Annotated in this window: 21 protein-coding genes; 15 read left to right on the forward strand and 6 right to left on the reverse strand. The window is 63.3% G+C overall.

The window, feature by feature from the left end; all coding sequences use genetic code 11:
• Nucleotides 1-42 precede the first annotated feature (42 nt).
• Entirely contained in the window at nt 43-984 is a 942-nt protein-coding gene (locus AD664_RS03555; protein ID WP_053144438.1) for a LysR family transcriptional regulator, read from the reverse strand.
• Between the two features lie 251 nt (nt 985-1,235).
• Between AD664_RS03555 and AD664_RS03560 the strand changes: the two genes are divergently transcribed.
• The 5 genes from AD664_RS03560 (at nt 1,236) to AD664_RS03580 (ending at nt 7,218) form a co-directional block, all read left to right on the forward strand.
• Nucleotides 1,236-2,477, forward strand: a complete 1,242-nt coding sequence (locus AD664_RS03560; RefSeq protein WP_053144440.1) for an OprD family porin — start codon at nt 1,236-1,238, stop codon at nt 2,475-2,477.
• Between the two features lie 174 nt (nt 2,478-2,651).
• Nucleotides 2,652-3,728: a nucleoside hydrolase gene (locus AD664_RS03565; protein WP_053144441.1), complete on the forward strand. Its 1,077-nt coding sequence runs from the start codon at nt 2,652-2,654 to the stop codon at nt 3,726-3,728.
• A gap of 342 nt (nt 3,729-4,070) precedes the next feature.
• A complete protein-coding gene (locus AD664_RS03570) occupies nt 4,071-5,513 on the forward strand; it encodes a coniferyl aldehyde dehydrogenase (RefSeq protein ID WP_053144443.1) in 1,443 nt (480 codons plus the stop codon).
• 18 nt (nt 5,514-5,531) lie between these two features.
• Complete coding sequence (locus AD664_RS03575; RefSeq protein WP_053144445.1) at nt 5,532-6,473, forward strand: alpha/beta hydrolase; 942 nt, start codon at nt 5,532-5,534, stop codon at nt 6,471-6,473.
• A gap of 91 nt (nt 6,474-6,564) precedes the next feature.
• Nucleotides 6,565-7,218 carry a TetR/AcrR family transcriptional regulator gene (locus AD664_RS03580; protein WP_053144446.1) on the forward strand — a complete coding sequence of 218 codons (654 nt, stop codon included), beginning with the start codon at nt 6,565-6,567 and terminating at the stop codon, nt 7,216-7,218.
• A 17-nt stretch (nt 7,219-7,235) separates the two neighbouring features.
• Here AD664_RS03580 and AD664_RS03585 read toward each other — a convergent pair whose 3' ends face one another.
• A complete protein-coding gene (locus tag AD664_RS03585) occupies nt 7,236-9,065 on the reverse strand; it encodes a sigma-54-dependent Fis family transcriptional regulator (RefSeq protein WP_053144448.1) in 1,830 nt (609 codons plus the stop codon).
• A gap of 276 nt (nt 9,066-9,341) precedes the next feature.
• Here AD664_RS03585 and AD664_RS03590 point away from each other — a divergent pair, with 276 nt between their 5' ends.
• The 5 genes from AD664_RS03590 (at nt 9,342) to AD664_RS03610 (ending at nt 16,902) form a co-directional block, all read left to right on the forward strand.
• A complete protein-coding gene (locus AD664_RS03590; RefSeq protein WP_053144450.1) occupies nt 9,342-10,109 on the forward strand; it encodes a coniferyl-alcohol dehydrogenase in 768 nt (255 codons plus the stop codon).
• A gap of 105 nt (nt 10,110-10,214) precedes the next feature.
• The gene (locus AD664_RS03595; RefSeq protein WP_042730977.1) at nt 10,215-11,861 is read left to right on the forward strand and encodes a DUF1302 domain-containing protein; all 1,647 of its coding nucleotides are present in this window, start codon (nt 10,215-10,217) and stop codon (nt 11,859-11,861) included.
• An 18-nt stretch (nt 11,862-11,879) separates the two neighbouring features.
• Complete coding sequence (locus tag AD664_RS03600; protein ID WP_053144452.1) at nt 11,880-13,241, forward strand: DUF1329 domain-containing protein; 1,362 nt, start codon at nt 11,880-11,882, stop codon at nt 13,239-13,241.
• An 85-nt stretch (nt 13,242-13,326) separates the two neighbouring features.
• Nucleotides 13,327-14,409, forward strand: coding sequence for a YCF48-related protein (locus tag AD664_RS03605; protein ID WP_053144454.1), 1,083 nt, complete (start codon nt 13,327-13,329; stop codon nt 14,407-14,409).
• Nucleotides 14,410-14,466: 57 nt separating this feature from the next.
• Nucleotides 14,467-16,902 (forward strand): RND family transporter, encoded by a 2,436-nt coding sequence (locus AD664_RS03610; RefSeq protein WP_053144456.1) that lies wholly within the window; start codon nt 14,467-14,469, stop codon nt 16,900-16,902.
• A gap of 21 nt (nt 16,903-16,923) precedes the next feature.
• On the opposite strand, the gene AD664_RS03615 is transcribed toward AD664_RS03610, so the two are convergent.
• Nucleotides 16,924-17,802, reverse strand: coding sequence for a LysR family transcriptional regulator (locus AD664_RS03615; RefSeq protein WP_053144458.1), 879 nt, complete (start codon nt 17,800-17,802; stop codon nt 16,924-16,926).
• Between the two features lie 131 nt (nt 17,803-17,933).
• Here AD664_RS03615 and AD664_RS03620 point away from each other — a divergent pair, with 131 nt between their 5' ends.
• From AD664_RS03620 to AD664_RS03630, 3 genes are read left to right on the forward strand one after another with little or no spacing between them, the layout of a single operon-like run.
• Nucleotides 17,934-19,226, forward strand: a complete 1,293-nt coding sequence (locus AD664_RS03620) for a CitMHS family transporter (RefSeq protein ID WP_042731505.1) — start codon at nt 17,934-17,936, stop codon at nt 19,224-19,226.
• Complete coding sequence (locus AD664_RS03625) at nt 19,227-20,588, forward strand: acyclic terpene utilization AtuA family protein (protein ID WP_053144460.1); 1,362 nt, start codon at nt 19,227-19,229, stop codon at nt 20,586-20,588. It abuts the gene before it with no gap.
• Entirely contained in the window at nt 20,585-20,911 is a 327-nt protein-coding gene (locus tag AD664_RS03630) for a hypothetical protein (RefSeq protein WP_053144462.1), read from the forward strand. The genes AD664_RS03625 and AD664_RS03630 overlap by 4 nt, the downstream gene beginning before the upstream one ends.
• 6 nt (nt 20,912-20,917) lie before the next feature.
• Here AD664_RS03630 and AD664_RS03635 read toward each other — a convergent pair whose 3' ends face one another.
• The 3 genes from AD664_RS03635 to AD664_RS03645 form a co-directional block, all read right to left on the reverse strand.
• Nucleotides 20,918-21,136, reverse strand: coding sequence for a hypothetical protein (locus tag AD664_RS03635; protein ID WP_042731508.1), 219 nt, complete (start codon nt 21,134-21,136; stop codon nt 20,918-20,920).
• 343 nt (nt 21,137-21,479) lie between these two features.
• Nucleotides 21,480-22,874 (reverse strand): heavy metal sensor histidine kinase, encoded by a 1,395-nt coding sequence (locus tag AD664_RS03640; protein ID WP_053144464.1) that lies wholly within the window; start codon nt 22,872-22,874, stop codon nt 21,480-21,482.
• Nucleotides 22,871-23,545, reverse strand: coding sequence for a heavy metal response regulator transcription factor (locus AD664_RS03645; RefSeq protein ID WP_053144466.1), 675 nt, complete (start codon nt 23,543-23,545; stop codon nt 22,871-22,873). Before AD664_RS03645 ends, AD664_RS03640 begins: the two co-directional genes overlap by 4 nt.
• A 479-nt stretch (nt 23,546-24,024) precedes the next feature.
• On the opposite strand from AD664_RS03645, the gene AD664_RS03650 reads away from it, so the two are divergent.
• Both AD664_RS03650 and AD664_RS03655 read left to right on the forward strand, forming a co-directional pair.
• The gene (locus tag AD664_RS03650) at nt 24,025-25,296 is read left to right on the forward strand and encodes a TolC family protein (protein WP_053144468.1); all 1,272 of its coding nucleotides are present in this window, start codon (nt 24,025-24,027) and stop codon (nt 25,294-25,296) included.
• 49 nt (nt 25,297-25,345) lie between these two features.
• Entirely contained in the window at nt 25,346-26,545 is a 1,200-nt protein-coding gene (locus tag AD664_RS03655) for an efflux RND transporter periplasmic adaptor subunit (protein ID WP_053144470.1), read from the forward strand.
• Nucleotides 26,546-26,553: the final 8 nt, after the last annotated feature.

Here is a 26,553-nt window from a genome sequence, read left to right on the forward strand (position 1 = left end):
GGGCGATGACGTCCAACAAGGAATAGTGGTACCCACAGACAACTAAACGTTATGACCGGCCAGGCCCGGTGCCGCGACCATGCGCTGCGGGCCGACATCGATGGCGTATTGGCTGACCACCTGGCGACTCATCTGGACAATATCCTCGATCAGTTCCAGCCCCACCCCGGCGCGCCAGGACGCCACCACGTCAAGCTGGGGCAGGGCCGTGCCGGGCTCCAGGGTGATCAATTCACCGCTGGCCAGCGGCTTGGCCACCAGGGCCGCGGGCAAGGCGCCGATGCCGAAGCCGTCGCGAATCAGCCGGGTCATGGCCGACACCGAGTTGACGCAACTGACCCGCGGCGCGCCGACGCCATGGGCATACAACAGGTTGAGCACATCCTGGTGCGGCCTCGACTGCTTGACGAACGTGATGATGCGCTCGCTGGCCATCTCCAATAGCGAGGCATAGGGCCGGGCGTAGATCGAGTGGCTGGCGGCCACCCAGTGCATGGGGTAGTGCGCGAGTTCGAGGTTGCGCACGCTTTCGTGGCGGACCAGGTCGGTCTGGAACACGATGTCCAGGTAACCCTTTTGCAGTTGCTCGCAGAGGTTGCGCGCGGCATCGGCGGTTATTTCGATTTCGACGGCGGGAAAGGCCTGCATCAGCATCGACATCAACGGGCTGAGCCAGGTATGGATCACCGTGTCCATCACGCCGATGCGCACCAGGCCCTGTTGAGGGCTGCGGGTGTCCAGCGATTGCTTCAAGGCGCGCTGGACCTCCAGCATCTGCTCGGCGTAGTCGAGTACCTTCAAGCCTTCGGGCGTCAGCGACACCCCTCGCGAGTCACGCACGAACAGGCGCAGCCCCAGCTCTTCTTCCAACGAGGCGATCCGGCTGGAGATCGCCGCCTGGGTGCTGAACATTTTCTCGGCGGTGAGGCTGAAGCTTTGCAGCCGGGCGACCCAGACGAAGGTTTCGAGGAATTTGAGGTTCATGAAGGCTCTCTTGGTGCTTGTCGTTCTTATGGTTGCAATTGTTACTCCAGAACCGCTCGATCAGGGCATCAAATTTTCTTATGTCCGATGCGGCTTTTTTCCCGTTTGACGCTCCCAGAGCGCGGCGCAAAGAATCCGCTCCACGACGCAGGCTACTGCGTCCGTTTCCCAGCACAGCGCCTTCACAATAAAAACATCGGACGCAAGCGATGCCCCGAGCGGGTTCGTTCGTGCCCGCAAAAGGAGCACCCATGCGACAGTTCACCTCCCTCCCGTGGATCTATAAGCCCGTCGGTACACTGCTGGGCTTGAGCCTGGCCGGAGCGCCAAGCGCCCACGCGGATTTCATCGCCGACAGCAAAGGCAGCCTGGAAGCGCGCAACTATTACTTCAACCGCGACTTCCGCCAGACAGGGGCGCGGGACAAGGCCGAAGAATGGGCGCAGGGCTTCTTGCTGCGCCTGGAGTCGGGCTACACCGCAGGCACCGTGGGGTTTGGCCTGGACGCCCTGGGCATGGCGGGTTTCAAACTGGACTCCGGCGGCGGCACGGCGGGCACCAATCTGTTGCCTGCGGATTTGTCCGGCGGTTCTCAAGACCGTTATGGCGAACTGGGCCTGACTGCCAAGGTGCGCGTGTCCAACAGCACCCTGAAGCTGGGGACCTTGCAGATCAAGGACCCGGTGGTGAGCTCCAACGACACGCGCCTGCTGCCAGCCACCTTCAAGGGGGGACTGGCCAGCGTGCAGGAAATCGACCGGTTGAAGCTGACGGGCGGGCAATTTACGCAGATCAATGTCGTCGACTCCACCGATTACCAGGACATGAGCGCCAACCGCATCGGCGGCAACAGCGACAAATTCCAGTTTGCCGGGGCGGATTATCAATTTTTGCCGAACCTGACGGCGCAGTACCGCTATGGCAAGTTGCAGGACATCTACCAGCAAAACTACCTGGGGTTCGTGCATACCCTGGACCTGGGGGCGGGCCAGTCGCTCAAGAGTGACGTGCGTTACTCGCGCAGTACCGAAGATGGCAACTTCCGCAACCTCGACAACCAGGCCTTTGGCGCGCTGTTCACCTATGGCTTCGCCGGGCATGCACTGGGCCTGGGCTACCAGCGCATGAGCGGCGACGACCCGTTCCCCTACATCAGTCGCAGTGACCCGTACCTGGTCAACTTCGTGCAGATCGGCGACTTCGCCAACATCGACGAGCGTTCGTGGCAGGCCCGCTATGACTACAACTTTGCGTCGCTGGGCGTACCAGGCCTGACCTTCATGACCCGCTACATTTCCGGCGACAACGTACAGCGCGCCGCACCCGGCGAAGGCAAGGAGTGGGAGCGCAACACCGACATTGCCTATGTCGTGCAAGACGGGACGTTGAAGGGGCTGGGGTTCAAATGGCGCAACGCATCGGTGCGCTCGAACTTCGGCAACGACCTGGATGAAAACCGCCTGATCGTCAGCTACACGATGACGCTCTGGTAAGTCGGGTCGCTCGTTGCGTGGTGAGGACGCCGGTGCCTCGCCACGTTGGCTGTTGCCCCAGGCAATCCACGCCATTGAGCGTTCGCTTTTTTCGGGAGGTGCTACTTTTAACTCGATGCCAGCATTTGCTGGCACATCAGGATGATCCCATCCATTGCCAGGAGGCCTGCCAACATGTCGGTACAACCCCTCACACACGTGCTCGTCGATACTGATGTCGACTTCGACGACTACCTGGCCATCGGCTATTTGCTCAAGCACCACGCGGTCAAGGTCGAAGGCATCACCGTCACCGGCGTGGGTGCCGTGCACCTGAGCCATGGCGTGGCGAACATCAGCCACTTCCTCACGCTGTTCGAAGACCCTGAAGTCGAGCGGATCCCCGTGGTCGCCGGCTTCCAGCGGCCCATGGTCTACAGCAACACCTTTCCATTCGAAACCCGCCAGGCGGCGGACCAGCATTACGACGCACGGTTTCCCCGGGCGAACCCCAACCCCACGAGAACGGATGCGGTGGCCTTTCTCAGGGAAACCCTGGAGAACGCCAAGCAACCCTTTACCGTGCTGATGATCGGCGGCGGCACGACCTGGGGGCATTTGTTTTTGCAGGCCAGGACAGACAGGACGCTGCGAGACCTGCTGGCCAGCAAGGTCGAGCGCATCGTCATGATGGGTGGCAACCTGCTGCCGGAGTACGTCCAGCCCGGTGCCGGAGGGAACATCATCGATACCCTGGGCGACACGCCGTACTACACCAACAAAGTCGCCGAGTGGAACATTTTCGTTGACCCACTCGGCGCGCAATACGTCTTTGGCGGCGGGAACCGGGTGCAATTGGTTGCGCTGAACGCCTGCAACCAGATCCCCATCAGCCAGGATTTCGTCGCCCAGCTCTCGCGCATCCACAACCCGGTCGCGCAGTTCCTCACCCAGGTCCTGCAAAGCTCGACCATCGCTCCCGGCATCGGCAAGTACCTGTACTTCTGGGATCCGCTGGCGGCCGTCGCGGTCACCGATCCGCGGTTCGTGCAGTTCAAGCGGTATGGGCTGAAGGTGGAGCAGGAACTGAACGAGGAGCAGGACACGAGCGGCAAGCTGATCCCCGACAGCGTCAGCCCGCCCGTCGACGTCGCCTTGGCGACAGCGCCCGGGTTCGTGCTTGCGTTGTACCTGCAGACGCTTGCGGGGCGGTCGTTGGAAGCGACGGCTGAGCAGCAGGACCAGGCGCCGGTGTTTCCCTCGCAGCAGTAGTGGGCTGCCATCCCGGCGAGGCCTTGTTGGCTTCGCTGGGTCATCATCTATGATTAATGTAATTAATCATTTATCAAGGGCTTGCGTATTGCGCCGCTGTCCGAAAACCATTCGGATGGCGTCTTGCTCGCTGTGGCTACTGATCCACGTAGCTCTCCCGTCTAGCCATTAGCCTTATTTTTATGGGGCTACAGGCCTCTTGTCGCTTTTTTAAAGTTAGGAAACTTAATGGTTTCCTTTGTCTGGTTTTTTGTCATACTCGCCCGGCGAGGCAGCAGAGGTGGCTGTCTTGCCGGGCATTTAGTACTGACTCATAACAATTAACCAGCAGGAAGACACGCCATGAGCATTCTCGGTCACCACGATACGGCCGTCAGCGCCGAACAACTCGCTGCGGCACTCGCCCGGATGAAACGTGCCCATCTGGACGAGGGGCCGCCCAGCCTGGCGCTGCGCCGTGATCGACTTGACCGGGCGATCGCCTTGTTGCTGGACAACCGCGAAGCCATCGTCGCGGCGGTGTCGGCGGACTTTGGCAACCGCAGTCGTGAACAGACGCTGCTGACCGATATCGCAGGCTCCGTGGCAAGCCTCAAGCATTGCCGGGAGCACTTGGCCGAGTGGGCGCAATCCGAAACCCATCCGGCGCCGTTCCCGGGTTGCGAGGCACGGGTCGAGTATCAGCCGCTGGGCGTGGTGGGGGTGATCAGCCCGTGGAATTTTCCTGTCGTGTTGGCGTTCGGCCCGCTGGCCAGCATCTTCGCCGCCGGCAACCGGGCCATGCTCAAGCCGTCCGAGCTGACGCCGCGCACCTCGGCGCTGTTGGCCGAGCTGATCGCCCGTTACTTCGACGAACACGAGCTGACCACGGTGCTGGGTGGGGCCGAGGTCGGCGCATTGTTCAGTGCGCAACCGTTCGATCACTTGATTTTTACCGGCGGCACGTCGGTGGCGCGGCACATCATGCGCGCCGCTTCGGACAATCTCGTGCCGGTGACCCTGGAGTTGGGCGGCAAGTCGCCGGTGCTGGTCTCGCGCAGTGCCGACCTGGCGACCGTGGTCCAGCGGGTGATGACGGTGAAAACCCTCAACGCCGGCCAGATCTGCCTGGCGCCAGACTACGTGCTGCTGCCGCAAGAGTGGCTGGAAGACTTCGCCGTCGAGGCCATCCGCTTCGTCGCCCAGATGTACCCGACGCTGCGCGACAACCCGGACTACACCTCCATCATCAACCCGCGCAATTTCGGCCGCCTGCAAGGCTACTTGGTCGATGCCCATGCCAAGGGCGCGCGGCTGATCGAGATCAACCCGGAGCAGGAAGACCTGAACGATCGCGAGATCCGCAAGATCGCCCCGACCCTGGTGCTCAACCCCAACGAGCACATGCAGGTGATGCGCGAGGAGATTTTCGGCCCGCTGTTGCCGATCAAGACCTACCAGGATTTCGCCACGGCGATCGACTACGTCAACGGGCAACCTCGGCCCCTGGCGGCCTATTACTTTGGCGAGGACGCCAGCGAGCGCCAGCAGGTGCTGCAACGCACGACCTCCGGTGGCGTGGTGATCAACGACGTCATGAGCCATGTGCTGTTCGAGGCGCTGCCGTTCGGCGGCGTGGGGCACGCCGGCATGGGGGCTTATCACGGTGCCCATGGTTTCCGCACGTTCAGCCACGCCAAGGCGGTGGTGGTGCAAAGCCCGGTGGGTGAATCCAACCTGGCGATGCGCGCGCCGTATGGGCCGATGGTCCACGGCCTGCTGGATCAATTGTTGACGGCCCACTGAGCCGCCGGGAGCCTGATCATGACGTTGCCTCAAACCCTCAAGGCCAAGCTGTTGCGCGCCTTTGCCAAGCGCATGAAAGGCAAGTTCGTCTACGACTCGGCGCAGTACCCGCTGCGTGCGGTCGAGGCGCGGTTCATCCCGACGTCCTGGGGCCCGGCGCGGGCGTTGTTCTACTGGCCGGCGGCTTCGGACGGGGCGCGATTGCCGGTGTACCTGAACCTGCACGGCGGCGGTTTCGTCGCTGGCGTGCCGGAGCATGACGACAGCTATTGTCGGCGTCTGGCACACAACCTGGGTTGCCTGGTGGTCAACCTGGACTACGTCCTGGCGCCCGAGCATCCATTTCCCGCGGGCTTGCGACAGAGCTTCGCGGTGCTTGAATGGTTGGCCGGGCAATCGGCAAGCCTGGGCATCGACCCCCAATGCATGGCCGTCGGTGGGCACAGCGCCGGCGGCAACCTGGCCACCGGGGTGGCCAATCTGGCGCGGGGGCATCAGCGGTTGCGGGTGGTGCACCAGGTGATCGACTATGCGGTCCTGGACCTGGTCCAGGACCCCGGCCTGAAGCGTTCGAGCCTCGACAAACCATTGCTCGGTGCCGGGCTGGTGCGTTTTTTCAATGGCTGTTACCTGAGCGATCCCGATCAGGCGAGTGACCCGTTGGTGTCGCCGTTGCTGGCGAGCGTCGAGGCGTTGCGGGGCATGCCCGCGACCACGCTGATCACGGCCGAACATGACATCCTGCGCGCCGAAGGCGAGGCCTATGCCGAGAAATTGCGCCAGGCCGGTGTGGCGGTCAACGCGCGGATGTTCGCAGGCTGCGATCACATGTTCACCCACCTCGGCCCGGAAGCTTCGGCGCAAGAGGCCTGGGGGGTTATCGAAACTGCGCTGGGCGAGGCGTTTCGCGCAGCGGCGACGGCGCGGGAGGGTAGCGCTGGCGAGGGTGCGGTTGTTTGAGGGAGGGGCGCGAGCACGCGCCCTCGCCACAGGTTAGGTGCGCGATTTAACCTGTGGCAGACTCACCCGCTGCCATTCACCAGGATTCACCATGCCCGCAACCCCCTCGCAACCCGTCAAGCCCGTTCGCGGTCGTCCGCCGGTCCGCAGCCGTGAAGAGCAGATGAGCCTGTTGCTGGACGCCGCGGCGCAGATACTCGGCAGCGGTCATTTTGCCAACGTCACCATGGATGCCATTGCCCGTGCTGCCGGCATTTCGAAGAAAACCCTGTACCAACTGGTGGCGAGCAAGGAGCAACTGCTCTCGAAGTTGGTTGCGCGGGACCTGTCGACCCTTGAGCTGCTGCTGGAAAGTGGCATCGACAGCGCCGAGGATCTGCTCAGCGAGCTGCGCATGTACCTGACGTTATGGGCACGGTTGACGCTGTCGCCGTTGGCGCTGGGGCTTTACCTGATGGCCGCGCAGGGGCGCGAGCATGCGCCGGGGATTGCGCAAATCTGGTACCAGGAAGGGGCCGAGCGTTGCCTGGGCCTGTTGCGGGGTTTGCTGGGCAAGGCTGCGGGCAAGGGCCTGCTGGCGCGGCAGGATGTCGAGCCGGCCATCGAGTTGATCGACGCACTGCTGATTTCGCAGCCGCTCAAGCTGTTCACCCTGGGCGTGCAACAAAACTGGTCCGACGAGCAGATCGACCAACGGGTCGACGTGGCACTTGTCATGTTCGGGCGCTGTTTCATCCCTCACTGAATGGCCCCCCGCCACGTTTAGTCGCTGGCTGGGCGCCGCGACAATCGATAGGACAACTGTGCCCGAGTCAGGCCCAGGCGGCGGGCCGCTTCGGAGACGTTGCCTTTCACTTCGCTCAGGCAGCGGTCGATCATCGCGTCCTCGACTTCCTGTAGCGACAGCCGACTCAAATCCTTGCCGCCGAACAGTTGCTGGAGGGCTTCATCGCCGCTTCGGATCGATGCGGCGGGAGCCTGAGGCGGCGCCGCTTGAGCGTTCGGTGCAGCCGCGAGTTGGCCGCGGGTGCCAATGGAGAACATCGGCAGGGCCAGGCGCTCGCCGCTGGTGAACAGGTGCGAAAGGTCGATGGCGCCGCCGTCCGGGGCGCTGATCACGCCGCGCTCCACCAGGTTCTGCAATTCGCGGATGTTGCCCGGAAAATCGTAGGCCAGCAGCGTGTCTGCCGTGCGCGGGGTGAAGCCGCTGATCTGGCGGCCATGGCGCTGGGTGAAGCGATGCAGGAAATGGGTCATCAGCAGCGGGATGTCCTCCTTGCGTTCGCGCAGCGGCGGCAGGTGGATCGGAAACACGTTCAGGCGAAAGAACAAGTCCTCGCGAAACTCGCCACGCTGTGCCGCGGCGCGCAGGTCGACATTGGTCGCGGCAACCACCCGCACATCGACCTTGAGGGTGCGACTGCCGCCCACCCGTTCGACTTCGCCTTCCTGCAAGGCGCGCAGTAGCTTGCCCTGGGCCACCAAACTGAGGGTGGCGATCTCGTCCAGGAACAGCGTGCCGCCATTGGCGCGCTCGAAGCGTCCGGCGCGCGATTGGGTGGCGCCGGTGTAGGCGCCGCGCTCGACGCCGAACAGCTCCGACTCCATCAGGTTTTCTGGGATGGCCGCACAGTTGATGGCCACGAAGGGCTCGTCGTGGCGCGGGCTGATGCGGTGCAGCATCCGCGCGAACATTTCCTTGCCGACACCGGACTCACCGGTGAACAGCACCGTCGCCTGTGTCGGCGCCACCCGACGCAGCATGTGGCAGGCCGCGTTGAAGGCTGAGGAAATACCGACCATGTCGCTGTCCTGGGCCGGTGTCGGGTCTGCTTGCAGGCGAGCGGGCAGGGCACCTTTATCGCCCCGGCCCTGGGGCGCCGCGCTGCGTCCGCCGGTGCTGACGAAGGGTTCGGCGTTCAGGTCGGCCAGGTCCTCTTCGGCGTCGTCCCATTCTTCGGCGGGCTTGCCTACCAGCCGGCAGATGCTCGATCCGGTGGAACGGCATTCGACCTCCCGATAGAGAATCAGCCGTCCAACCATCGCCGATGTATAGCCGATGGCGTAGCCGGTCTGCATCCAACAGGCCGGCTCGGTGCCGATGCCGTATTGGGCGATGTGTTCGTCGTCTTCGCTGGAGTGATGCCAGAGGAACTCGCCGTAGTAGGTGCCCAGGTTCATGTCGAATTCGAAATGCACCGGCTCGACCTTCACCGCGCCCTCGATGGCATGGATGATCGGGCCGGCGGCGAACAGCGCCAGGATGTCTGCTTCGGGGAAGCGCTCCTTGATCAGCGCCGCGTCCCGGGCACCGCAATGGTAGCCGGTACGCAGCATGATGCCCCGGGCGCGGGCCAGCCCCATGCTTTCGATCAGTTCGCGGCGCAAGGCGCCCACGCCACTGTTGTGCATTAGCAACATTCGCGCGCCGTTCAGCCAGATGCGTCCATCGCCGGGGCTGAACATCAGGCATTCGGTCAGGTCCTGCAGCGTCGGCGCGGCGCCGGGCGGCAACTGTTCACTGGCGCCGCGCGCTGGTTGCTTTTGCGTGCCCCGGGACAGTTCGGCCAGGGAGATCAGCTTATCTGCCATCGCAATTCCCTAATTCGATTAATCATATTGCGCATAGTGCAGCACGAAATTGCTGAAATCATCACTTTTCTAACGCCCTCATCGCCGCGCGCCTGCGCCTTGATCTTCCTGAACTGCCTGGATGTCGCGTGCTTGAGCGGTCGGCGGTCGTTTGTCAGGAGATGGCATATCGCTTGCTACAACTAGTTACCGAGATTAACTAATTCGGCACAATAACAACATGGCTTGGCTGCCTCCGCCCGTACGGGCAGCACAAGCACGAATCGGGAACCTGCTATGAAGTTGACCAACAAGACGATCGTGGTGACCGGCGTTTCCTCGGGCATCGGCGCCGAAACGGCCCGAACCCTGCGTGCTCACGGAGCGAGCGTCATCGGCATGGATCGCAATGCGCCCAACCTGAGCCTGGACCAGTTCATCCAGGCCGACCTCAGCCACCCGGATGCCATCGACGCCGCCGTGCAGTCACTGCCGGCGTCCCTCGATGGGCTCTGCAACATCGCCGGGGTTCCGGGCACCGCCGACCCGCAGTTGGTCGCCCAGGTCAATTACCTCGGGGTGCGGCACCTGTGCGCCGCGCTGCTGCCGCGCATCCGGGCCGGCGGCAGCATCGTCAACGTCGCATCGATCCTGGGGGCGCAATGGCCGCAGCGGCTGGCGCTGCACAAGACCCTGGCCGCCATCGATGGCTTTGCCCAGGCCCAGGCCTGGCTGAACCAGCATCCGGTGCCGCAAGACAGTTGCTACCAGTATTTCAAAGAGGCGCTGATCGTCTGGAGCTATCAGCAGGCCCAGCCGTGGTTCTTGCAAACCTCGGTGCGCATGAACTGCGTGGCGCCTGGCCCGGTGTTCACGCCCATCCTAGGCGACTTCGTCAGCATGCTCGGCCAAGCGCGCGTCGAGGCGGATGCCCATCGCATGAAGCGGCCGGCCTACGCCGATGAGGTGGCGGCTGCCATCGCGTTTCTCTGTGCCGATGAGTCTCGCTGGATCAACGGCATCAACCTGCCGGTCGATGGTGGCCTGGCGTCCACTTACATCTGAGGGAGAAAGGTACCCCGCGCATTTTCGTGCAACCCGCTGGCGCTCGTGTTTCGGGCGACCCGCGTACAGAACAGGCTTCCCACAACAAGAACAATGAGGAACACCATGCACAATTCTCGATGCTATCCGGGCTTTACACGCAATGCCCTGGCCCTGTCGGTGTGTCTGGCCGGTTGGGCCACTCAGTCCCAGGCTGCGCAAATCGACCTCGGTGACAGTGATTGGCGCCTGCGCTGGGACAACACCATCAAGTACAGCCAGGCCTGGCGCTTGCAAGGTGCCGACGACCACTTGACCAATGCATCGACGGCAGGCGGCCTGTACCCCTCGATCCAGGGCCAGGGTGACAGGAATTTCAGCCGGGGCCTGGTCTCCAACCGCCTGGACCTGTTCAGTGAAATGGACCTGAGCCGGCAGAACTACGGCCTGCGCATCAGCGGCGCGGCCTGGTACGACGATGTCTACAACAAGGACACCGACGACAGCGCCAATCCGCATTTCCTCGACGACACCCGTGAGCTGCACGGGCGTGACGCCGAACTGCTGGACGCCTTCGTGTTTCTGCGCGGCGACGTGGGAGACACCAGCCAGGGCACGGTGCGCCTGGGGCGGCACAGCCTGATCTACGGCGAGAGCCTGTTCTACGGCAGCAACGGCATCGCCGCGGCCCAGGGGCCCACCGACGTGGTCAAGTTGCTCAGCGTGCCGGGGACGCAGTTCAAGGAAATCCTGCGTCCGGTCAATCAAGTGTCCGGGCAATTGCAGATCAACCCACAATTGTCCGTGGGCGCCTACTACCAGTTCGAGTGGGAACGCTCCAACGTCCCGGGAGCGGGCAGTTATCTGAGCGACAACGATGGCATCGGCAAGGGCGCGGGTGACTGGACCGAGGTGTTCGGCAATACCACCGTGCACGCTTCGGACATCGAGGCCAGGAACTCGGGGCAGGGCGGCATGCAGTTGCGCTTCAAGCCTGAAGGCACCGAGCTGGAGCTGGGTTTCTACGCCGCCAAGTACCACGACAAGACGCCGAGTGCGCTGTACGCCTACCTCGACGGCGCCGCGGCAGCGGCCACCGGATTGCCGATCCTCAATGCCTATCGCCAGGTCTACGCCGAAGATATCAAGACCGTCGGCGCCAGTTTCTCCACGGCCTATGGCCCGTTCAACTTCGCCGGTGAAACCTCGGTGCGCTGGGACGCGCCGCTGGTCAGCAACCTGCAGGTGGTGACCCCGGGTACCGCGGCGGACAACAGCGGCGACGCGCTCTACGCCAAGGGCAAGACCGCCCACGTCAACCTGTCGACGATCTACCTGCTGTCGCCCGGCACGTTCTGGGACGGCGGCTCGGTGCTCGCCGAACTGGCCTGGAACCGCACCCTCAGCGTGACGGACAACCGCGCCGCCCTGGACCCCAACACCACCCGCGACGCCACCGCGCTGCGGGTGCTGGCCGAGCCGGCGTACTTCCAGGTGGCCGACGGCCTCGATTTGAGCGTACCGGTGGGGTTTGGCGTCGGGCTGGACGGGCGCTCGTCGGCCGTCAGCAAAGGCGGTTTCGGCAACTCCCATGCCGGTGACTGGAGTGTCGGCGTCAAGGCCACGTACCTGCAGCGCTGGGACTTTGGCATCAACTACGTGAACTTCTTCGGCAAGGCCGCGGCGGGTCTGCGCGAAGACGGCAACTTCAGCTATGCGCAATCGCTGGCGGACCGCGACTTCGTTTCCATGTACGTGAAAACCACATTCTAATAAGAGGTTTCATCCGCTATGCAAAGCAAAATTTCCTTGCGTATTTCGGCCCTGGCCATTGCCTTGCTCAGTGCCGGCCTGGTGCAGGCGGCGGTGTCCCCCGAGCAGGCCGCGCGGCTCAACAGTGACCTCACGCCCATGGGCGCCGAGCGTGCCGGCAACAAGGACGGCAGCATTCCGGCGTGGACCGGGGGCTACACCACCGTGCCGGCAGGCTACAAGAACGGCGACAAACGTGCCGACCCCTTCGCCGCCGACAAGCCATTGTTCTCGGTGACCGCCGCCAACATGGCGCAGTACGCCGACCAGTTGGCCGATGGCACGAAAGCCTTGCTGCAGAAGTATCCGGGCTACCGGCTCGATGTCTATCCGACTCACCGCAGTGCCGCCGCGCCGCAATGGGTGTACGACAACACGCTGAAGAACGCGACCCGTGCCAGCCTGGAGTTGGAGACCGAAAAAGTCAGCGGCGCCTATGGCGGGATTCCTTTCCCATTGCCGCAGAACGGCGCCGAGGTGCTGTGGAACTACCGCCTGTCCTGGCAGGGCGCCGACACGTTCTACTCGCCGTTCGACACCTGGCTGATGACCGCCGGCGGCAAGAAGATCCAGGCCACCCGGGCGCGGTTCTGGTACCAGAATCCCTACTATTTCAAGGAAGGCAGCCTGGAGACCTTCGGGAGCAAGTTCCTGATCGGCAAACTGGCGACGGAACTGCCGTCCTCCAAGGCCGGCGAAGGCCTGATGACCCATTGGGACATGGACCCGGGCAAGCGTGCCGCCTGGCAGTACCTGGTTGGCCAGCGTCGGGTACGGCGGGCGCCGAACATCGCCTACGACACCCCGGACTTCGTCACCTCGGGCGTCGGTTTCTTCGATGAGGCGTTCATGGTCTTCGGCCCTACCGACCGGCACGACCTGAAGCTGGTGGGCAAGAAAGAGCTGTTGGTGCCCTACAACAACAACCGTGCGGCGGCGGCGAAAAGCGACGACCTGGTCAAGCCGAACTTCCTCAACCCGGACCTGGTGCGCTGGGAGAAACACCGGGTCTGGGTGGTGAGTGCCACGCTCAAGGACGGCAAGCGCCACGTGGTGCCCAAGCGCACCTACTACGTGGATGAGGATTCCTGGCAGGTGCTGCTGGTCGACGGCTACGACGCCCAGGGCAAATTGGGCCGCCACAACTACTCGCTGACCTTGCTGGCACCGGAAATGCCGGCGCTGACGGCCCAGATGTCGTGGGGCAGCTACAACCTGGAAACCGGGGCCTACTTCCTCAACTCGTCGGCTAACGACCTGGATGTGCAGTACCAGAGTTATCCGCGTCCTCCAGCGGCGTTCTTCACCCCGGACGCCATGGCCAACGACAGCAGCCGCTGAGCCTTGGGGCAGGGCGCCGAGGCTGCGGCCTCGGCGCTCGCAGGCGGGCAGTTGGATCACTCTTCTTGGGCGGTTGGAGCGGACAATGATCGGTAAATTTTCACTCACGCGCACGCTGCCGGCGGCCCTGCTGCTGGCGATCATGCTGATGCCGGGCTGGGCGATGGCGACTCCACGGGTTGCGTTGCTCGACCAGGCGGCGCTGCAAAGTGCCAAGGCAGCCCATTCGGTGTTGCTGGCGGTGACTCGCGCCGGTGAACGGTTGGTGGCGGTCGGCGAGCGCGGCATCGTGTTGCTGTCGGATGACTCCGGCGTGAGCTGGCGCCAGGCAAGGGTGCCGGTCAGCGTCAGTCTCACGGCGGTGCAGTTCGTGGATGCGCAGGAAGGTTGGGCCGTGGGCCATATGGGTGTGATCCTGCACAGCACCGACGGCGGCGAATCGTGGAGCAAGCAACTGGACGGCGTCGCCGCCGCGCAGTTGGCCCTGGCCCAGGCACGCGAAGGGGATGATCCCAAGGCGTTGAAGGACGCCGAGCGGCTGGTGGCCGACGGGCCGGACAAGCCTTTTCTCGACGTGTACTTCAGTGACCGGCGCACCGGCTACGCGGTCGGTGCCTATGGCCTGATCCTGCACACCCGTGACGGCGGCAGTCACTGGCAGCCGTGGATGCGGCAGCTGGAAAACCCCGAGGACCTCAACCTGTACGGCATTCGTGCGGCGGGGAGTGCGCTGTTCATCGTCGGCGAGCGCGGGTTGCTGCTGCGTTCACAGGACAACGGGCACAGCTTTCAGGCACTGGAATCACCCTATGAGGGCAGCTTCTTCGGCCTGCAAGGCAGTTCGACGGGAGAGGTGGTGGCCTTCGGTTTGCGTGGCAACGCCTATTGGTCGGGGGACCAAGGCGGCCGCTGGCAACCGATCGACACCGACCTGGAAGTGGCCCTGTCCGCCGCCACCCGATTGGCGGATGGCACTTGGGTCCTGGCCAGCCAGGCCGGCGACGTGCTGCTAAGTCTTGACCCGGGACGTCACTTTCGACGTTCACCGGCCCCGGCCGCGACCTCCATCGCTGGCGTGGTGGCGGCACCGGACGGCAGCCTGGTATGCGTCGGTCTGAACGGTCCGACCCGCCTCGACCATGTCCTTTTTTCTTCGGCGCAACGTTGAGCAACTCGCCAGCGCGCACTGTACCCGCGCCCCCTGTGGCCGTATTCGGAGTCCGATGTGAACGAGCATAATCCTGCCCTCGAACAGCAAGTGGTGATCGCCCGCCTGGAGGATTTCGATCCGCGTTCCGGCAACCTGGGTGAGCGGGCGATCTTCAATCACCGTCCCTGGGTGATCCTGCTCTGCCTGCTGGCGACCCTGGTGCTGGGCTACCAGGCCAGCAAGATCGGCCTCAATGCCAGTTTTGAAAAGACCATCCCGACCTCCCATCCCTACGTCGCCAACTTCCTGGAACAGCGCAGCGAACTGAGTGGCCTCGGCAACTCGGTCCGCATCGCCGTGGCGGTCACCGAGGGCAGCATCTTCGACAAGGACTACCTGGACACCCTGGCCAGGCTCAACGACGAAATCTACCTGCTGCCGGGCGTCGACAAGCCCTACATGAAGTCGCTGTGGACGCCGACCACGCGCTGGACCTCAGTAACCGAAGAAGGGCTGGATGGCGGCACGGTCATCCCCGACACCTACGACGGTTCGCCGGCCAGCCTGGAACAGGTGCGCACCAACGTGGCCCGCTCCGGCGAGATCGGGCAACTGGTGGCCGGCAACTTCCAGTCCAGCGTGATCTTCGTACCGTTGCTGGAAATCAACCCGGAGACTGGCAAGGCCCTGGACGCAGGCGCGTTCTCGCGGCAACTGGAGGCCCTGCGCGACAAGTATCAGAACGAGCGCATCCAGATCCACATCACCGGCTTCACCAAGATCATCGGCGACCTGGTCGCCGGGTTGCTGCAGGTCATGCTGTTCTTCGTGGTCGCGGTACTGGTGACCGTGGCGGTGCTCTACTGGTACACCCGTTGCGCCCGCAGCACCGCGCTGGTGGTGCTCTGCTCCCTGGTGGCGGTGCTCTGGCAGATGGGTTTGCTGGCTACGCTCGGTTATGACCTTGACCCGTACTCGGCGCTGGTGCCGTTCCTGGTGTTCGCCATCGGCATGAGCCACGGCGCGCAGAAGATGAACGGCATCATGCAGGACATCGGTCGCGGCACGCACCGGGTGGTTGCCGCGCGCTACACCTTCCGCCGCCTGTTTGCCGCCGGCATGACCGCGCTGCTGTGTGACGCGGTCGGTTTCGCCGTGCTGATGGTGATCAAGATCCGGGTCATCCAGGACCTGGCGATCACCGCCAGCATCGGTGTGGCGGTGCTGATCTTCACCAACCTGATCCTACTGCCCATCCTGCTCAGCTACATCGGCGTTGGCAGCCAGGCGGCGGCGCGCAGCCTGCGGGCGGAAACCGCCGAAGTGCAGGCGAACGTCAAGCACCCGTTGTGGCGCTTCCTCGACCTGTTCACCCAACAACCGTGGGCTTATGGGGCGTGCCTGGCGGGCTTGCTGCTGGCGGTCGGAGGGTTCGCGATCAGTCTGCACTTGAAGATCGGCGACCTCGACCCAGGTGCTCCGGAGTTGCGTCCCGACTCACGCTACAACCGCGACGCGGCCTTCATGACGCAAAACTACGCGGCCAGTTCGGACATCTTCGTGGTCATGGTCAAGACCCCAGAAGACCAGTGCACCCGTTATTCGACCCTGGCCGCCGTGGACGCCCTGGCCTGGCAACTGGAACAGCTGCCGGGCGTCGAGTCGACCAACTCAATGGCCGCCCTGAGCAAGATCGCCGCCGCCGGCTACAACGAAGGCAACTTCAAGTGGTACGAATTGATCCCCAACGACGGTGCCCTGGGCGCGGTGCAGACGCGAGCGCCTCGAGAGCTGTTCAACCAGGGCTGTTCGCTGCTTTCGCTGTACGTCTACCTCGCCGACCACAAGGCCGACACTCTGGAAAGGGTGGTGCAGACCAGCGAAGCCTTCTTTGCACAACAGCAACTGCCGCAGGTGAAGTTCATGCTCGCCGCGGGCAGCGCCGGGATCGAGGCCGCGACCAATATCGTGGTCAAGAAATCCATGCGCGAAATGCTGTTCTGGGTCTATGGCGCGGTCATCCTGCTCTGCTGGGTGACGTTCCGCTCCTGGCGCGCGGTGCTCGCCGCCGTGCTGCCGCTGATGCTCACCTCGATCCTCTGCGAGGCCCTGATGGTGGGCCTGGGCATGGGCGTCAAGGTGGCCACGCTGCCGGTGATCGCTCTTGGGGTGGGCATCGGCGTCGACTACGCCCTCTACGTGCTGAGCGTGATCCTCACGCACATGCGTGCCGGCGCCTCGCTGTCCGAGGCGTATTACCGGGCGCTGCTGTTCACCGGCAAGGTGGTCCTGTTGACGGGCATTACCCTGGCGATCGCCGTGGCGACCTGGGCGTTCTCGCCGATCAAGTTCCAGGCCGACATGGGTATCCTGCTGGCGTTCATGTTCCTTGTGAACATGCTCGGCGCGCTGATCCTGCTGCCGGCGTTGGCGTACTTCCTGTTGCCGCAGAGGTTGTTCGCAAAAAAGCCTGAAGCCAGGGGCGCGTTGCAAACGGTGGTGCAGCGGTGAGCCTACGCCTGCGTCCAGGCGTTAGAAAAACGCCTTGGCCATTGCGATGAACTGCTCGGCGGCCGGCGACAGTGCCTGGCCGGTGCGGGTGATCAGGCCGAGCTGGCGGGTGACGTCCGGATGGTCCACGGGGATCCTGACCAGTCCCGCCCGGTCATCGTCCGCCGATTCCGGCAGCAGGCTCACCCCCAAGCCCTGGCGCACCAACGCCAGGACCGTCGACATGTAGTTGGCCTCCAGTCCCGGCATGAGTGTCAGGTTGGCGTCGGCGAACAGTTGCTCCACCAACTCGCGCACGCTGCTGTCGCGCCCGGTGAGAATGATCGGTTGGGTCGTCAATTCGCTTGGCTTGATCGTGCGTCGCCGGGCCAACCGGTGACCGGCCGGAACAAACAGGCAGAGCCGATCTTCCAACACCGTTTCAAACGCCAACCCATGGTTCGTCCGCGCGCGCACGCCGAGGCCAAAGTCCACTTCGCCGTCGCGCACCAGGGTGTCGATCCGGCGTGCCACGACATCCCGCAAGCGCACCTCGATTCCCGGAAACTGCTCACGAAACTGTTTCAACAACGGCGGCAGCGCACCGGCACACAGCGAGGGCAGGGCGGCGAGGGTGACGACGCCTCGGCGCAGCGCCGCCAGGTCCCGGGAGGCGTTGACGATGTTGTCCAGGTCCAGCAGCAGTTTCTCCATCGGCAGCAGGTTGTTCTGCCCGGCACTGGTCAGGGCCACGTGACGCGGGCTGCGTTCGAGCAAGGCGACGCCGAGCCAGTCTTCCAATTGTTGGATCTGCACGGTCAGCGCTGAAGGCGAGAGGTTCAGGGCCGCCGCGGCCTTGGCGAAACTGCCGGTTTGCGCCACGGCAAGGAAGGCGCGGATGTGCTGGATCGAGTTCTTCATTTTGTTTTTCCGAATGCAGGTCACCGAACATTTCAATTTACAAAGAATACCGGCAATTCCAATACTCGGGGAAAACAACAACAGCGCATCTCATCGCCACCGCGAACAGAGATGCCGAACAGGACCTCCCCATGCTCGCCATACTCGGTGTCGTCACCATCCTTTGTCTGCTCGCCTGTGTGATGAGCAAACGCCTGTCCCCCCTGGTCGCCCTGATCGCACTGCCGATCATCGCCGCGCTGATCGGCGGTTTCGGCCTGCAAACCAGCGCATTCATCATCACCGGCATCAAGAACGTCGCCCCGGTGGTCGGGATGTTCGTGTTCGCGATTCTGTTCTTCGGCGTCATGACCGACGCCGGCATGCTCGACCCGATCATCGACCGCATCCTCAAGCGTGTCGGCACCCGGCCGACGCGTATCGTCATGGGCACCGCGTTGCTGGCGCTGCTGGTGCACCTGGACGGTTCCGGCGCGGTGACCTTCCTGGTGACCATTCCGGCCATGCTGCCGCTGTATACCCGCCTGGGCATGGACAAGCGCATCCTGGCCTGCGTGACCGCCATGGCCGCCGGGGTCAACTTCCTGCCCTGGACCGGCCCGGTCTTGCGCTCGTCGGCGGCCTTGCATGTGCCGGTGGCCGATCTGTTCCAGCCGCTGATTCCCGTGCAACTCGTCGGCCTGGTCTTCGTGTTTGCCTGCGCCTGGTACCTGGGGCGTCGCGAAGAAAAGCGCCTGGGGCTGGGCGCCGGGGCAACCGTCGAGGTGGTCGCGCAGCGGGTGCTCAGCGAGGCGGAAGTCGCCTTGCGCAAGCCGCGCCTGTTCTGGCTCAACCTGGTCCTGACCGTGGTGGTGATGGGTGTGATGATTGCCGGCGTGGTGGATCCGGTGGTGATGTTCATGCTCGGCACGGTCCTGGCGTTGTGCATCAACTACCCGAACGTCGATGCCCAGCGCGCCCGTATCGACGCCCATGCGAAAACCGCCCTGACGATGGCGAGCATTCTGCTGGCTGCCGGGGTCTTCACCGGCATCATGCAGGGCAGCGGCATGCTCAAGGCCATGGCTGAGGTGGCGGTGGCGCAGATTCCCGCCGGGCACGGCAAATTGATCCCGATGGTCGTGGGATTCATCTCCATGCCGCTGAGCCTGCTGTTCGACCCCGATTCCTTCTATTTCGGCGTGATGCCGGTGGTGGCCGAAGTCGGGCGCGCCCTGGGCGTCGATCCATTGCAAGTGGCCCAGGCGTCACTGCTGGGTGTGCACACCACCGGTTTCCCGGTCAGTCCGCTGACCCCAGCGACGTTCCTGCTGGTGGGGCTGTGCAAGATCGAACTGGCCGATCACCAACGCTTCACCATTCCCTTCCTGTTCGCCGCCTCGGTGCTGATGACCGTGACGGCGCTGCTCATTGGAGTCTTTTGAATGAAAACCTTACGCATCGGCTCCGGTGCCGGTTACTCGGGCGATCGTATCGAGCCGGCGATCGAGCTGGCCGAGCACGGCGAGCTGGATTACCTGGTGTTCGAATGCCTGGCCGAGCGCACGATTGCCCTGGCCCAACAAGCGCGGCTTGCTGATCCGCAGGCCGGCTACGATCCGTTGCTCAGTGAGCGGATGCTCCGGGTGCTGCCCTTTGTCGGCCGTGGCACCGAGGGTCGTCGCCGATTGCGGGTGATCACCAACATGGGCGCGGCCAACCCGTTGGGCGCGGCCCGGGAAGTACGGTGCATCGCCCGGCAGTTGGGCTTGTCGGGGCTGAAGGTGGTCGCGGTGACCGGCGACGATGTGCTGGCCACCGTGCTGGAAGATTCGAGGCAGACCCTGGATAACGGCCAGACCTTGGCGTCATTGGGCAAGCGTCTGATATCGGCCAACGCGTACCTGGGGGTGGACGGCATCATCGAGGCATTGCAGGCCGACGCCGACGTGGTGATTACCGGTCGGGTGGCCGATCCGTCGTTGTTTCTCGCGCCGCAGATGTTCGAGTTCGGCTGGGCGGCGGACGATTGGACTAGGTTGGGTCGCGGCACCCTGGTGGGGCATCTGCTCGAATGCGCGGGGCAGCTCAGCGGAGGCTACTTTGCCGATCCGGGGTTCAAGGATGTGCCCAACCTGGCGCGCCTGGGCTTTCCCCTGGCTGAAGTGGACGCGACGGGCCATGCAGTGATCAGCAAGGTCGCAGGTTCCGGTGGGCGCATCGACCCGGCGACCTGCACCGAACAGATGATCTATGAAGTGCACGACCCCGCCGCGTACCTCACCCCCGATGTCAGTGCCGATTTTTCCGGTGTCTCGTTCACGGCGCCCGGGCCGGACCAGGTCGCCGTCCAGGGGGCCGGTGGCCAGGCGCGACCCGCCGACCTCAAAGTGTCGGTGGGTTACCTCGATGGCTGGATCGGCGAGGGCCAGATCTCCTATGGCGGGCCGGGGGCCCTGGCGCGCGGCCGTTTGGCCCGGGAGGTGGTGCTGGAGCGCTTGAAACTGACCGGCGTGGTCTATGAAGAGATCCGCGCCGAGCTGATCGGGGTCGACGCGCTGCACGGCACCGAGCTGGGCGCGCGCTCGGGCAGCGAGCCTTGGGAAGTGCGTTTGCGGGTCGCGGCCCGTTGCGCTGAGCGCGCCGCGGCCGTGCGCATCGGTAACGAAGTGGAAACCCTCTACACCAATGGGCCTTACGGCGGTGGCGGGGCGAGCAAATCGGTGCGTCAGGTGGTGGCGGTGGCTTCGTTGTTACTGCCGCGCGACGCGGTCAGCGTGAAGATTCATTCGGAGGACCTGCAATGAGTCGCCTCAAACTGCGAGACCTGGCCCATTCCCGCACAGGGGACAAGGGCGACACCTCCAATATCTCCGTGATTGCGTTCAACGCCGAAGATTATCCGCGCCTCTGTGAGTGGCTCACGGTGGAGCGCGTCGCCGAGCATTTTGCCGGGCTGCTGGAGCCGCAAGGGCCGATGATCCGTCGCTATGAACTGCCCAATGTGCGGGCGCTCAACTTTGTCCTGCCTGGCATCTTGCGGGGTGGGGTTACCCGTTCGCTGGCGCTCGATGCGCATGGGAAGGCACTGGGGGCGGCGTTGCTGGACCTGGAGATGCCGGGCTCCTGAGGACGATCACGGGTGCGCCTTGACGTCGGTCGAGACGACACGCTCCTGGCCGCTCGCGCCCGACGCAGTGCTCGGCACCCACGACCGCTCGCTGCGGCATTTGAACTTCACGCCTTTGCGCGCCGCCATGTGCCTGGCCGATTCCACGCACATCGCTTTAGTGGCGTAGGTGGGCTCGTGCTTGCGTTCTTCCACGCAGCCTTCGCCGCCAGTGCAAATGGTCATAACCATAACGTAGACGGTCATCATCCTGATATTGCTCCCATCGAAACGATGCGATTGATGCACCTTGCATTGGCCCCGAAAGGCTCAGGCGAGGAGCAATGACAAGCGGATGATGAGCCCTCCCTCAAACCTCCAGCAATGGCACGGCGATGCCTTCCGTCGGAAAAATGTCGCCTGTTGCCTGTGTTGTTGATTTGGCCAAAATCGGCGCCATTATGTTGGCGTTTTTGGCCGGGCAGGGCGGTTAAAGGCTATGGAGAAAATGGCCACGGCGGGCTCTGGTCCTATTCGTGGCGGACCAGGTTGGACGGCGGTTTCAAAGGCTTTCGTACAGTCCCTGGCTTCATCTTTTAGGGAAAGTCAGGCTGAAAAGAGTGATCCCGCCGGGCTGGCTTTCAACCTTCACGCTCCCCCGGTGCAGGCTCATGATCGAACGCACGATTGCCAGGCCCAGGCCGGTACTGCCCTGCGAGCGGGAGCGGCTGCTGTCGACACGGTAGAACCGGTCGAACAAGTGCGGCAGATGTCGTGCTTCGATTCCCGGGCCTGGGTTGCTGACCAACAATGAGGCCTGGCTGGCGCCGGATTCGATGCTCAACGACACGGTGTTGCCCGGCGGGCAGTGGCGCAATGCATTGGACAGCAGGTTGGAGATAGCCCGCTGAATCATCAGGCGGTCACCCTGCACTTGCGCGTTGCCGATCACGTTGAGTTCGATCTGCTTGTCCTGCGCCACCAGGTTAAACAGTTCAGCCACTTTTAGTGCTTCATGCTCCAGGGTGATCGGTTCGAAAGGGGCGTGCTCCGCCGGATGGCTGACCTGTGCCAGAAACAGCATGTCGCTGACGATTCGCGCAACGCGTTCCAGTTCCTCGATGCAACTGACGAGCACATTCCTGTATTCCTCGGGGTTGCGCTCGCGCGACAGCGCCACCTGGGCCTTGCCCATCAGGTTGTTGATCGGCGAGCGCAATTCGTGGGCAAGGTCGTCTGAGAATTGCGACAGCTGCTGTACGCCGTTGTCGAGGCGATACAGCATGAAGTTGATGCTCTGGGCCAACTCGCTGAGCTCCTGAGGCATGTTCAGCACTGACAGGCGATGGCCAAGGTCCTGGGTGGTTACCCGAGAGGCCACGGCGGTAAATCCACGCAGCGGTGCCAGGCCCCGTTGCACCGCCGCCCAGGCACTGAGGCCGATGCAGATCAACAGCAAGGGCAAGGCGATCAGGGTCGAGCGCAGATAGGCACTGAGCAAGGCCTGATCGTGAGCACTGTCGGTCGACAACAGGACCGGCACTCGGCTGCCGTCCTTGAGGCGGACTAGCCTGGATGCCGTGAGAAATCTCATGCCCTGGTCATCGGTGCTGCTGGAGTAGGCCAGTTGTTCGGTGGCCGCACGAACGGCCCTGAGCTCCAGACGCGTTTCGCTCATCCCTGAGCCCGACTTGAGCACCGGTGCCCGCAGATTGTTCAGGTCGTAGATGCTCAGCGTGAGATTGTCATGGCCCATGACCTGATCGAGCAGGATATGCGGTTTGCCGCTGATTTCAGCGACGTCGCCGTACAACGACAAGCTGTGTTCGACCTGCGCCATCTTCTTTGCCAGGCTGTCCCTGGCCAATGTGTTGAGCTCATGGGTGAGGGCGAAGTAGGCCAGGATGGCCAGGAACACCACCAGCAGCGCCCCGAGAATGCTCACCGTCAGGCCCAGGCGCAGCGACAGGCTGGCCGGCTTCATTCGCGCGCCTCCAACACATAACCGACCCCGCGCAGGGTGTGGATCAACTTGTTTTCGAACGGATCGTCGATCTTCGCTCGCAGGCGCCGGATCGACACCTCGACCACATTGGTGTCGCAATCGAAGTTCATGTCCCACACCAGAGAAATGATCTGGGTCCGGGTCAGCACCTCGCCGGACTGGCGCATCAACAAATGCAGCAGGGCAAACTCCTTGGTGGTCAGGTCGATGCGCTGCTCGCCACGAAACGCACGGTGGCGGGCCGGGTCAAGTTCCAGGTCAGCGACCTTGAAAACCTGTGGCACCGCAATGGTGTCGCTACGGCGCATCAGCGTGCGCACCCGCGCCAACAGTTCCGGAAACTCGAACGGCTTGACCAGATAGTCGTCGGCACCCAGGTCCAGGCCGCGCACTTTGTCGGTCAAGCGACCGCGCGCGGTCAGCATCATGACGCGGGTCGAGTGGGTGCGACGCAGTTGTTCCAGCACGCTCCAGCCGTCCAGTTCCGGCAGGTTGACGTCGAGAATGATCAGCTCGTACAGCTGGTGTCTGGCCAAGTGCAGGCCATCGGCGCCAGTGGCCGCACGATCCACGATATAGCCACTTTCCGTCAGGCCCTGATGCAAGTATTCGGCAGCTTTAAGCTCGTCCTCAATCACAAGGATTCGCATGGTCAATCACCCCTTTTAGTGAGTGGGTAAATTATTAAGAGGGTTGGGGAAGTTGCTTTTTTTGTAAGGTTTTTCTAACGAGTTTTAATGTTTTGTTAGTCAGTAAGCGGCGGCTTGGAATTTCGCGTTCGTGCTTTCAGCGCGAGCACGGTAAAGGTTGTAGTGGCTACAGAGTTAATCTGTTTTTTCCACCTTGGACTGTCTGGAACGCCACTCTGCGACAGGCTGTCGCAGGTTGAATTCGCTTTGAATCCTCACCTTCACAAGAAGGTCTTTCGAACAAGTACTGTTTGGCGGAGAGAGAAGAAGTTGTGTTTCGATGTGTTGCCGAATAAGCCGAAGCTCTTCGCATGCTAGAGCAAATCAACTTGTGGTGGCCGTTGATAACGGATTTGTAATGTTGCAGTCACCTTGTCGATAAGTTCAAAACCCTACCGTGGCGCAATCGAATTCAGCTGCTTTAAAGAGGAAGTATTCAATTGCCCGGTGCAAAAGAACTGGCGGCGCAAACACGCCCGAAACAGGTGCTGCGGTGGGTGAGCGCCGCAGGCCTTCTATTACTGCTCGGCCCAAGTCTTGCGGCTGGTTCCTCAATGACCCTCGACCAGGCCTTGCAATCGGCCTTTGCCGCCAATCCCGAACTGGCGGCGGCGCAGTGGGAGATCGGCATCGCCGAAGGCGAGCGCAGGCAGGCCGGCCTGATACCCAACCCTGAAGTGTCCTGGGAGGCCGAAGACACCCGGCGCGACTCACGCACCACCACCGTGCTGCTCAGTCAGCCCATTGAGCTGGGCGGCAAGCGTGGCGCGCGGATTGATGTTGCCAGCCGGGCGCAGGACGCCGCCGGGATCGAACTGGAGCGACGGCGCAATGCCTTGCGTGCGGATGTGATCCAGGCTTTTTCCGGTGTACAGACCGCCCAGGAGCGCGTGCTGTTGTCGCGTCAGTCGCTGCAACTTGCAGAGCAGGGCCTGCGCGTGGCGCAAGGGCGTATCGAGGCGGGCAAATCCTCACCGGTCGAAGGCACTCGGGCGCAGGTGCAGTTGTCCGAGGTGCGCCTGGAACTGAGCCGTGCCGAACGCGATCGCGCCAATGCCTGGCAGCAACTGGCACAGGTCATGGGTACGCCGCTCCCGCCCAAGGTCGACGTGCAAGCGGCGTCCCGCAACCTGGCGGTGGCGCCACCCGCAGACCGTTTGCTCGATCGACTCAGTGACACGGCCGAATTGCGCCTGGCCGCTTTGCAGATCGGTCAGCGCGAGGCGTCGCTGGGGCTGGAGAAGGCGCAGCGCATCCCCGACCTGACGGTGAGCGTCGGCAGCCAATACAGCGAAACGGAGCGAGAGCGGGTCAACGTGGTCGGGTTGTCGATGCCGATTCCGTTGTTCAACCGAAATCAGGGCAACGTGCTCGCGGCGGCGCGTCGGGCCGACCAGTCACGGGATATGCGCAATGCCACCGAGTTGCGGCTGCGCACCGAGACCCGGACCACCCTGGAGCAATGGCAAACCGCCAACGGCGAGGTCCTGGCTTTCAACCAAACCATCCTGCCCGCCGCGCAAAGTGCCGTCGACAACGCCACCCGCGGTTTCGAGATGGGCAAGTTCGGCTTTCTTGACGTGCTCGATGCCCAGCGCACCCTGATCAGCGCCCGCAGCCAATACATCCAGGCGGTGGCCGACGCGACCGACGCCCGAGTGCGTATCGAACGCATTTTCGGTGACCTCGGCGAGCTTGCCGTCCACCGTTGAATTTCACCTTTCAGATAACTGCGTGATGGTACGGCGCAGAGGAGTTTGCATGGATAAAAAATGGCTGGTGGTCGCCGTGGCGACTTTGGCGCTGGGCATAGGCATCGGGTCGCAGTGGAAGACCGATGGAGCGATCGATGCGCATGCCGATGAAGCGGCGCAACACGCCGAACATGCCGAGGAGGGGGAAGCAGCCGAGGCTGAACATGCCGAAGGAGAAGAAGGGCACCTGACCCTGAGCACCGAACAGATTGCGGCGGCGGGTATTCAACTGGCGCAAGCCCGCGAACAGAGCATCAGCCTTGGCCTGCCGTTTCCCGCGGAAGTGCGCTTTGATGAAGATCGCACCGCGCACGTGGTGCCACGGGTGCCCGGTGTGGTCGAGTCGGTCTCCGTCAATCTTGGACAAACGGTGAAGAAGGGGCAGTTGCTGGCGGTGATCGCCAGTCAGCAGATTTCCGATCAGCGCAGCGAGCAGGCGGCGGCGCAACGGCGCGTGGTGCTTGCACGGACCACCTTCGAGCGGGAGAAAAAACTCTGGCAAGACAAGATCTCCGCTGAACAGGATTTCCTCCAGGCGCGCCAGGCATTGGAAGAGGCGGAAATTGCACTGAACAATGCCCGGCAAAAAATCAGCGCGCTTAGTGGCAGCGTGGTTGCCACGGGTGGCAATCGCTATGAATTGCGCGCGCCGTTCGACGGCGTGGTGGTCGAAAAACACCTGACGCCGGGGGAAGTGGTGAATGAAACCAGCAATGCGTTCACGCTTTCGGATCTGTCGCGGGTGTGGGTGACCTTCGGTGTGTCACCCAAGGAACTGCCCAAGGTACAGGTGGGCAAGTCGGTGACGGTCAGTGTCCCGGAACTGAGCGCCGAGGTCGTTGGCAACGTGGCGTATGTCGGCAGTCTGCTCGGCGAACAGACGCGCACCGCCACTGTACGCGTGACCTTGGAAAACCCACAGGGCGCGTGGCGCCCGGGGTTGTTCGTAACGGCACTGGTGGCTACCGATAGCCGCCAGGCCGGGGTCGCCGTGCCGGAAAGCGCGATCCAAACAATTGAGGACAAACCGACGGTATTCGTGCGCACCGACGACGGCTTCAAGGCGCAGGCGGTGGAGCTGGGCAGTCGTTCACAGGGCCAGGTGGAAGTTACCCGGGGGTTGGCGTCCGGCATGCAGGTCGCCGCTGCCGGCAGCTTCGTTCTCAAGTCCGAACTGGGCAAGGCTTCGGCTGAACACGCTCACTGACGACTCCC

The organism is Pseudomonas sp. P97.38 (assembly GCF_001269745.1).
Classification (GTDB): domain Bacteria; phylum Pseudomonadota; class Gammaproteobacteria; order Pseudomonadales; family Pseudomonadaceae; genus Aquipseudomonas; species Aquipseudomonas chlororaphis_E.

What these genes read in the sequence shown, in the direction of transcription:
- AD664_RS03580 (WP_053144446.1), top strand. Translation starts at nt 6,565, where the DNA reads ATGCCCGCAACCCCCTCGCAACCCGTCAAGCCCGTTCGCGGTCGTCCG.
- AD664_RS03585 (WP_053144448.1), bottom strand. Translation starts at nt 9,065, where the DNA reads ATGGCAGATAAGCTGATCTCCCTGGCCGAACTGTCCCGGGGCACGCAA.
- AD664_RS03615 (WP_053144458.1), bottom strand. Translation starts at nt 17,802, where the DNA reads ATGAAGAACTCGATCCAGCACATCCGCGCCTTCCTTGCCGTGGCGCAA.
- AD664_RS03590 (WP_053144450.1), top strand. Translation starts at nt 9,342, where the DNA reads ATGAAGTTGACCAACAAGACGATCGTGGTGACCGGCGTTTCCTCGGGC.
- AD664_RS03655 (WP_053144470.1), top strand. Translation starts at nt 25,346, where the DNA reads ATGGATAAAAAATGGCTGGTGGTCGCCGTGGCGACTTTGGCGCTGGGC.
- AD664_RS03555 (WP_053144438.1), bottom strand. Translation starts at nt 984, where the DNA reads ATGAACCTCAAATTCCTCGAAACCTTCGTCTGGGTCGCCCGGCTGCAA.
- AD664_RS03620 (WP_042731505.1), top strand. Translation starts at nt 17,934, where the DNA reads ATGCTCGCCATACTCGGTGTCGTCACCATCCTTTGTCTGCTCGCCTGT.
- AD664_RS03645 (WP_053144466.1), bottom strand. Translation starts at nt 23,545, where the DNA reads ATGCGAATCCTTGTGATTGAGGACGAGCTTAAAGCTGCCGAATACTTG.
- AD664_RS03635 (WP_042731508.1), bottom strand. Translation starts at nt 21,136, where the DNA reads ATGACCATTTGCACTGGCGGCGAAGGCTGCGTGGAAGAACGCAAGCAC.
- AD664_RS03600 (WP_053144452.1), top strand. Translation starts at nt 11,880, where the DNA reads ATGCAAAGCAAAATTTCCTTGCGTATTTCGGCCCTGGCCATTGCCTTG.
- AD664_RS03605 (WP_053144454.1), top strand. Translation starts at nt 13,327, where the DNA reads ATGATCGGTAAATTTTCACTCACGCGCACGCTGCCGGCGGCCCTGCTG.
- AD664_RS03560 (WP_053144440.1), top strand. Translation starts at nt 1,236, where the DNA reads ATGCGACAGTTCACCTCCCTCCCGTGGATCTATAAGCCCGTCGGTACA.
- AD664_RS03625 (WP_053144460.1), top strand. Translation starts at nt 19,227, where the DNA reads ATGAAAACCTTACGCATCGGCTCCGGTGCCGGTTACTCGGGCGATCGT.
- AD664_RS03565 (WP_053144441.1), top strand. Translation starts at nt 2,652, where the DNA reads ATGTCGGTACAACCCCTCACACACGTGCTCGTCGATACTGATGTCGAC.
- AD664_RS03630 (WP_053144462.1), top strand. Translation starts at nt 20,585, where the DNA reads ATGAGTCGCCTCAAACTGCGAGACCTGGCCCATTCCCGCACAGGGGAC.
- AD664_RS03595 (WP_042730977.1), top strand. Translation starts at nt 10,215, where the DNA reads ATGCACAATTCTCGATGCTATCCGGGCTTTACACGCAATGCCCTGGCC.
- AD664_RS03640 (WP_053144464.1), bottom strand. Translation starts at nt 22,874, where the DNA reads ATGAAGCCGGCCAGCCTGTCGCTGCGCCTGGGCCTGACGGTGAGCATT.
- AD664_RS03575 (WP_053144445.1), top strand. Translation starts at nt 5,532, where the DNA reads ATGACGTTGCCTCAAACCCTCAAGGCCAAGCTGTTGCGCGCCTTTGCC.
- AD664_RS03570 (WP_053144443.1), top strand. Translation starts at nt 4,071, where the DNA reads ATGAGCATTCTCGGTCACCACGATACGGCCGTCAGCGCCGAACAACTC.